Here is a 7,568-nt window from a genome sequence, read left to right as displayed (position 1 = left end):
GGGCCGAACCTGCATCAAAGGATGTTCATACTCCGGGTGTGCCAGCGCCAGATGGCCCAGTACCTCGCGAATTTTCTCCGCATAGGGCCGGGCAGCGCGCATCCGTTCCTGCGCGCGCCGCATCTTGCTTGCAGCCACCATTTCCATGGCGCGGGTGATCTTGCGCGTATTTTTTACGCTCTTGATCTGACCGCGAATTTCCTTGGCATTGGCCATGCTGCTCTCCTAGTACGTCGAACTGGACTTGAACTGCTTGACTGCTGCGTCGAGCTGCTTTTTGAAGTCATCGGTGAGCTCTTTTTTGTCTTCGAGCCCAGCCATCAGGTCCTTGTTATTGCTGTGCAGATAAGCCAGCAAGGCCTTCTCAAAAGGCCGCACCTTGGCCACTTCCACGTCATCCAGGGCACCGCTGCTGGCAGCGAACAGGGCAACAGCCTGTTCTGCGACCGACATGGGTGAGAACTGATCCTGTTTCAGCAGTTCAGTAACCCGTTTGCCCCGTTCAATTTGTTTGCGGGTTATTTCATCCAGATCAGAAGCAAACTGGGCGAAAGCCGCCAGTTCACGATATTGCGCAAGATCCAGACGAATACCCCCACCCAACTTCTTGATGATCTTGGTCTGGGCAGCGCCACCGACGCGCGATACGGACAAGCCGGCGTTAATGGCGGGGCGGATACCGGAGTTGAACAAATCGGTTTCGAGATATATCTGGCCGTCGGTAATGGAAATCACGTTGGTAGGCACGAAGGCGGAAACGTCGCCGGCCTGAGTTTCAATGATGGGCAGCGCGGTCAATGAACCGGTCTTACCCTTCACTTCGCCATGGGTGAATTTTTCTACAAAATCCGCGTTGACGCGCGCAGCGCGCTCCAGCAAACGGGAGTGCAGGTAGAACACATCGCCCGGATAAGCTTCGCGACCCGGAGGACGCCGCAGCAACAGGGAAATCTGTCGGTAGGCCCAGGCCTGCTTGGTCAGATCGTCATACACAATCAATGCGTCCATGCCGCGATCGCGGAAGAATTCACCCATTGTGCAGCCGGAATAAGGCGCCAGATACTGCATGGCCGCTGATTCGGAAGCGTTGGCGGCGATGACCGTGGTGTATTCCATGGCGCCGTATTCTTCCAGCTTGCGGACCACTCCAGCCACGGTTGAAGCCTTCTGGCCCACCGCAACGTAAATGCAGTAAACACCCTTGCCTTTCTGGTTGATGATGGCATCCACTGCCACAGCAGTCTTGCCGGTCTGGCGGTCACCAATGATCAGTTCGCGCTGTCCGCGTCCCACCGGTACCATGGCATCAATGGATTTGACGCCGGTCTGCATGGGCTCGTCCACACTTTGACGATCCACCACGCCGGGCGCGATTTTTTCGAGAACGTCAAATTCCTTGGCATCTACCGGGCCTTTGCCATCAATGGGCTGTCCCAGGGCATTGACCACACGACCCAGCAATTCCTTGCCGATAGGAACCTGCATGACCTTGCCGGTGCATTTAACAATGCCACCTTCTTCAAGACCAGAGAATTCTCCCAGCACCACCGCGCCGACATTGTCCTGCTCCAGATTCATGGCCAGCGCAAAGCGCCCGCCGGGAAGTTCAAGCATCTCGCCATACATGACGTCTTCCAGACCGTGAATACGCAGGATACCGTCGCTCAGGCTGATGATAGTGCCCTGGGAGCGCGTCTCGACACGGCCTTCAAAGCCAGCGATGCGTGCGCGGATCAGGTCACTGATTTCCGATGGATTCAGTTGTTGCATACTTTGTTCCTCAAGACTTTAGCTGCGAAGGGTTCGGGCAAGTTGCTGCACTTGTCCACGCACGGAAGCATCTATGGTGAGATCACCCGTATGAATTACGAGACCGCCAATCAGCGAGGCATCTACCGACTCACGAAAAGCGACTTTGCGACCGCTGAAACGCTGTTCCAGCGCCGCCTGAACCGAGCTTTTCTGCTGCGCGTCCATAGCCACCGCACTGGTCACCAGAACGTCGACAATGCCTTCGTCATGGCGCAGAGCCTCAGCGAAGAGAACGGTAATTTCTGCTGCCGCTGCCCAGCGATCGTTGTGCACCAGAAGAGTCAGAAAGGCTTGCCAGCCCGACTGCTCCAGCGTGACAGGAGCGGCCGCGAGTAAAGCCACCTTGTCCGCTTCCGGGCGTTCGGGGTCACTCAAAAATGCCTGGGCCTGATCGTCTGCAACCATGGCGGTGAGCACCTGCAAAGCGTCTGCCCAAGCCTGTTGCTGACCAGACTCTTTGGCCAGCCCGTAAAGCGCCTCGGCGTAGGGTCGCGCCACCGTGATCTGATCTGCCATTTCAGACCCTCACAGTTGGCCGACCATACGGTCGATGATGTCGCGATGGGCGTTCTGATCAATTTCACGATGCAGAATACGCTGGGTGCCGTCGACCACCAGCTCCACCACCTGACCACGCAGAACTTCACGGGCCCGGTTGGTTTCCACATCAATTTCCGCACGGGCTCCGGCAATAATCCGGTCGGCTTCCTCACGGGCCTTGACCTGAGCTTCTTCACGCAGTTCCACACCACGACGCTCGGCGTTGGCAATAATCTCTGCCGCCTTGTCCTTGGCCTCCCGCAGCATTTCTGCAGCGCGTTTCTGGGCCAGGGCCATTTCTTCCTTACCACGTTCAGCAGCGGCTAAACCATCAGCGATTTTCGCGCGGCGGGCGTCCATTACTTTACGCAGGGGACCATACATATACTTGTACAACAACGCCACCAAAATGACGAAGGTGATCAGCTGTATGATCAGTGTTCCATTGATACCTACTGGATTCATGACTACCTCACTTGCAAGAGGGCCGGATCAACCGGGCCCGCATCAGCCCAGGAACGGGTTGGCGAAGAGGAACCAGAAACCGAAGGCCAGAATGATGAAGGGGAAAGATTCCATCAAGCCGGCAAAAATGAAGGTATTCACCAACAACTGGGGACGCATTTCGGGTTGACGGGTAATGCCTTCAATGGTCTTGGAGGTAATCAGACCCCAGCCAATGGCGGAACCCAGACCAGCGGCGCCAAAAATAATACCCACAGCAATGGCTGTAGCAGCTACGATAATGGTATGTGCGTCCATGATAACTCCTTACAAGTGTCGCAAAAGTGAAATATAAAAACTGTATTAATGATCCTGCATATTCGCCATGCCGAGGTAAACCACGGTCAACACGGTGAAAATAAACGCCTGCAGGACAATGATCAAACTTTCAAACAGAGACCAGACCGTACCCATTACCAGCTCGCCCCACCAGGGCAACATGGCCAGCAGCAAAAATACCAGCTCGCCTGCAAACATGTTGCCGAAAAGTCGCAGGCCCAGGCTTAACGGCTTGGTGATTTCTTCGATCAGGGACATGATGATGTTCATCGGAAACAGCCAGATACCGAAGGGATGGGTCAGGTAGGTCTTGAAGTAGCCGAAACCCTTCACCCGCAAATTGGTGGCTATCATCACCAGAAACACTGTGATGGAAACGCCGAGGGTAGTGTTGAGATTGACGGTCGGGGTTATCCGAAATTCTGGAATACCAAACCAGTGCGCAATAATGCCGGGCAAATAGGCAGGGATGACGTCCAGGCTGTTCATCAGCAGTATCCACAAAAATACCGTGATGGCCATGGGTGCAATCAAGGGATCCTTGACCGGGAAACTGCCCTGGACCAGATCATCAATAAAATCGACGACGCCTTCCAGCCAGTTTTGCATGCCGCTGGGGGTACTGGTCTGCAATTTTGCGCCGACTACCATGCCGGTAATGACCAGAATGGCCGCCATGATCCAGCCCATGACAATGGTGTCCAGATCAAACGTCCAGAAACCGGAACCGATAGTCCAGTTGACGAGATGATGGGCGATATCGCCTGAAGCCACACTTAACTCCTTTGCCTGATACGTTCCCGCATCAGAAATGCCAAAAATACGAAATGGGCCAGCAAAAACCCGGCAACCAGCCCGATAACAGGCAGATGCAGCCAGAAAATTGCCAAGATGAGACCCAGAATGGTGATGATCCAGCGCTGCAACACCGCCCCACCCAGCCGCCGTGCGGCAAGATGCGTAGAAGCGGGGAGCGCGATCAGGCGACCACCCAGGATGAGCATGTTGATTACGCTCAAAAATGCCGCAAAAAGCAGTGCGTAGGCTTCTTGTCGTCCCCAGAGCCATGCCAGCAAGGCAGCCAGGAACAGGGCCAACGTCAACACCGTCGCAGTGACTCGCCCTACATAGGACGAGAAGTTCACCATGCCCATCTGTTTTTCTTGCTCTTTCAATGGGCAAAACTCAAATACAGGCGGAGTCTAAACACGCAGATGCCCAGCGTCAAGAGTGATCCATCAGCTTTCGTCGTCATTGAGCGATACGCCCAGACGTTTCAGGAGCATGGCCTCCTGCTCCGGACTTTCCCAGCGAATACGCAGCTCCCCCCCCTGGCCACGGGCGCGCAAATCCACACCAAGTCCCAGATTGGATTGAATCAGTGCTATGAGAGCGGCCGTGTTGGGGTCCGGTTCCGGCAGGGGGGCTGGCGGATTCAGGTCTTTTTGAGCCAGCTTTTCGGTGGCGCGGACGCTCAGGTTTTCCTGGACCACTTTTTCGGCCAGAACCTTCTGCCGCTCGTCACTGAGGGTCAACAACGCGCGGGCATGTCCGGCACTGAGGGCACCACTTTCCACGTGCGGATGCAACGCGGGACAAAGGCGCAATAACCGGAGCTGGTTACTGATGGCCGCTCGCGAACGGCCCAGCGTTCCGGCAAGGGCTTCGTGGCTGAGGCCAAACTCATCCAGCAAGCGCTGCAAGGCCTGGGCTTCTTCCAGCGGATTCAGATCCTGACGTTGTATATTTTCGATGATGCCGATGGCCAGGGCCTGCTCATCGCCACAATCGCGGACTACCGCAGGTATTTGGGTCAAACCCGCCAGTTGTGCGGCACGCCAGCGGCGCTCGCCGGCAATGATTTCATAGCGACCGCCGCCCACGGCGCGCACCACGATGGGTTGCACCACTCCCTGATGGCGTATGGACTCCGCCAATTCCTGCAGGGATTCCTCGGCAATCACGCCGCGCGGTTGGTAACGACCACGCTGGAGCAGATCGACCGGGATTTCCCGCATGGATCCGGTACCCGAATCTTCATTGGCAAACAGTGCATCAAGACCCCGACCCAAACCCACTCGCTTCATTTTATCCCCTCCCGTTGCAGGAATTCTTTGGCCAAACCCTGATAGGCCAGGGAACCCGCACAGGAAGGATCGTATTCCAGGGCAGCACGGCCAAAGCTGGGGGCTTCGGCAAGGCGAATATTGCGGGGGATAACCGTTTGATAGAGCTTATCCGGAAAATGCCGTTCCAACTCCTGACCCACTTCCGAGGAAAGACGGTTGCGGTTATCGAACATGGTGCGCAACAGGCCATCCACTTCCAGACGAGGATTCAGTTGGGCGCGCACCCGCCGGACGGTATTCAGCAACTGCGTGAGGCCTTCCAGGGCATAATATTCACATTGCATGGGAATCAGCACACGGTTTGCCGCGACCAGGGCATTGATGGTCAGCATATTCAGGGCGGGCGGGCAATCAATGAGGATATAATCGAAGTCCGCCGCTTCGGCCAAAGCTCGTTTCAGATGCTGTTCTCGATCAGCACGCGGGTAGATTTCCACTTCGGCCCCGGCCAGATCGGGGCTGGAGGGGGCGAGAAAAAGTCCAGCAGGGGAGACTGCATGCAGCACCGCGCCGAGCGGCAATTCCCCCAGCAACACGTGATAAATGCTGCTAGCCGTATTACCCACCTTGCCCAACCCGGTGCTGGCATTGGCTTGCGGATCCAGATCAACCAGCAGCACCCGTTTGCCCGTCTGGACAAGTCCGGCAGCCAGATTGACGGCAGTCGTGGTTTTTCCCACACCACCTTTCTGATTGGCAACAGCAACAATGCGCATGTTTTGAGGTGATCTTCCGATGAAGTCTACAATCGCGCAAGAATACCCTGTCAGCTCGCGGGGGGCTAGGGCATCTGCAGCGGATTCGTCCAAATCAAGAGCTTGCGCAGCGGCGAACCCGGCACCTGCAAGTCGTGACAACGCAGCTCCAGCGCAGCCGCGCGGGGCCATTCGGCCAGTTCTTCTTCGACACCGGGCCCCTTCATAGCCAGCACCCTGCTCTGCGGACCCTGCAGATGGATGGTCATTGCATCCAGACGCGCGAGGGGAGCCGTGGCGCGACTGATGAGAATATCTGGCAAGTTTTCGGGCTGGTATTTTTCGCTAGTCGTGGGGACCACCTGCACATGGCTCAGGCCGAGTTCGGCCAGCACACTGCGTAAAAAAGCCACGCGCTTGCTGGAGGGCTCCACCAGCGTAAAGGCCTGATCCGGTCGGCAAATGGCCAAAGGAATTCCCGGCAAACCCGCACCGCTGCCAATATCCGCCACCTGCCCGGCATCCAGAAAAGGCAGCACAGCAAGACTGTCCAGCAGATGCCGGGAGATCATTTCGAGCGGGTCACGCACGGCGGTCAGATTGTGGGTACTGTTCCAACGCTGAAGGAGTAGCACATACTGAATCAGCAACTGGCGCTGATCGGGATGAACCGAATCCAGTTGCATGAGCGCAAGACCGGCGTCCAGAGCCTCGGCCAGTTGTTCTGGCAGGGCAGAAGCGGACGGCATCAGCCTGCCTGCGGCAAGCTGCGGCGTTTCACGTGAATCAACAACAGCGACACGGCTGCCGGAGTGACGCCCGGAATGCGGCTGGCCAGCCCAATGGTTTGCGGACGCTGGCGACTCAGGCGTTGCCTGACTTCCGTGGACAACCCGCGCACCGAGGCATAATCCATGTCCTCAGGAATGGCCATGCCCTCCCAGCGGACGGCGCGCTCAATTTCGTCCTGCTGCCTGGCAATGTAACCCGAATATTTGCACTCAATCTCCAACTGTTCGCTGACGCGTGGGTCCGCACAAACCGGGATGTCCAGAGCCGTTGTCAGGCTGGCGTAATCCCAATCGGGGCGACGCAACAATTCCAGCGCGGTTACGTCCCGGTTCAGGGCCTGACCCACATGCGCGGCAACCCGCTGCGCTGCTGCATCTTCGGGGCGAATGCGCACACTCTGGAAACGCCCGCGCTCGGCTTCCAGATCATCCTGTTTGCGGGTGAAGGCTGCCCAGCGTGCATCATCCACCAACCTAAGTTCGCGACCCTGCGGAGTCAGGCGCATATCGGCATTATCTTCACGCAATTGCAGGCGATATTCGGCCCGGCTGGTAAACATCCGATAGGGTTCATCCAGCCCCCGGGTGACCAGATCGTCCACCATTACGCCCAGATACGCCTCATGACGCCCCGGCACCCAGGCAGACTGTGACCGCGCCCGCCGTGCCGCATTGAGACCCGCCAGCAGGCCCTGTGCGGCAGCTTCTTCATAGCCGGTGGTGCCGTTGATCTGGCCGGCACAAAAAAGTCCGGGCAGGCGCTGGCTTTCCAGACTGGCGTGCAAATCACGCGGATCGAGAAAATCGTATTCAATGGC

At 57.1% G+C, this 7,568-nt stretch carries 11 protein-coding genes; all 11 read right to left on the bottom strand.

From position 1 onward, the window contains the following. On the bottom strand, positions 1 to 216 hold a 216-nt coding region (locus AC2VLY_RS06985; protein WP_486921996.1), incomplete at its 3' end, for a F0F1 ATP synthase subunit gamma. A gap of 9 nt (positions 217 to 225) precedes the next feature. Further along, on the bottom strand, positions 226 to 1,770 hold the full coding sequence (gene atpA / locus AC2VLY_RS06980) for a F0F1 ATP synthase subunit alpha (protein WP_372605967.1): 1,545 nt from the start codon (positions 1,768 to 1,770) through the stop codon (positions 226 to 228). Positions 1,771 to 1,788: 18 nt separating this feature from the next. Continuing rightward, positions 1,789 to 2,328 carry a F0F1 ATP synthase subunit delta gene (locus AC2VLY_RS06975; protein WP_486893055.1) on the bottom strand — a complete coding sequence of 180 codons (540 nt, stop codon included), beginning with the start codon at positions 2,326 to 2,328 and terminating at the stop codon, positions 1,789 to 1,791. 9 nt (positions 2,329 to 2,337) lie between these two features. Beyond that, positions 2,338 to 2,817 carry a F0F1 ATP synthase subunit B gene (gene atpF, locus AC2VLY_RS06970; protein ID WP_193650292.1) on the bottom strand — a complete coding sequence of 160 codons (480 nt, stop codon included), beginning with the start codon at positions 2,815 to 2,817 and terminating at the stop codon, positions 2,338 to 2,340. A 42-nt stretch (positions 2,818 to 2,859) separates the two neighbouring features. Continuing rightward, positions 2,860 to 3,114, bottom strand: coding sequence for a F0F1 ATP synthase subunit C (atpE, locus tag AC2VLY_RS06965; protein WP_009561114.1), 255 nt, complete (start codon positions 3,112 to 3,114; stop codon positions 2,860 to 2,862). Between the two features lie 45 nt (positions 3,115 to 3,159). Then, the gene (atpB, locus tag AC2VLY_RS06960) at positions 3,160 to 3,909 is read right to left on the bottom strand and encodes a F0F1 ATP synthase subunit A (RefSeq protein WP_024894404.1); all 750 of its coding nucleotides are present in this window, start codon (positions 3,907 to 3,909) and stop codon (positions 3,160 to 3,162) included. 2 nt (positions 3,910 to 3,911) lie between these two features. Further along, positions 3,912 to 4,310 carry a hypothetical protein gene (locus tag AC2VLY_RS06955; RefSeq protein ID WP_226831060.1) on the bottom strand — a complete coding sequence of 133 codons (399 nt, stop codon included), beginning with the start codon at positions 4,308 to 4,310 and terminating at the stop codon, positions 3,912 to 3,914. Positions 4,311 to 4,373: 63 nt separating this feature from the next. Further along, positions 4,374 to 5,222: a ParB/RepB/Spo0J family partition protein gene (locus tag AC2VLY_RS06950; protein WP_486921995.1), complete on the bottom strand. Its 849-nt coding sequence runs from the start codon at positions 5,220 to 5,222 to the stop codon at positions 4,374 to 4,376. After that, complete coding sequence (locus AC2VLY_RS06945) at positions 5,219 to 5,980, bottom strand: ParA family protein (protein ID WP_193650290.1); 762 nt, start codon at positions 5,978 to 5,980, stop codon at positions 5,219 to 5,221. Before AC2VLY_RS06945 ends, AC2VLY_RS06950 begins: the two co-directional genes overlap by 4 nt. A 65-nt stretch (positions 5,981 to 6,045) precedes the next feature. Next, positions 6,046 to 6,708 carry a 16S rRNA (guanine(527)-N(7))-methyltransferase RsmG gene (gene rsmG, locus AC2VLY_RS06940; RefSeq protein WP_486892817.1) on the bottom strand — a complete coding sequence of 221 codons (663 nt, stop codon included), beginning with the start codon at positions 6,706 to 6,708 and terminating at the stop codon, positions 6,046 to 6,048. After that, the coding region (locus AC2VLY_RS06935; protein ID WP_486921994.1) for an FAD-dependent oxidoreductase at positions 6,708 to 7,568 on the bottom strand (861 nt) is incomplete at its 5' end. The genes rsmG and AC2VLY_RS06935, both read right to left, overlap by 1 nt.

Source organism: Acidithiobacillus sp. TH-A36 (genome assembly GCF_057473445.1).
This window is presented reverse-complemented; position numbering and strand designations above follow the sequence as displayed.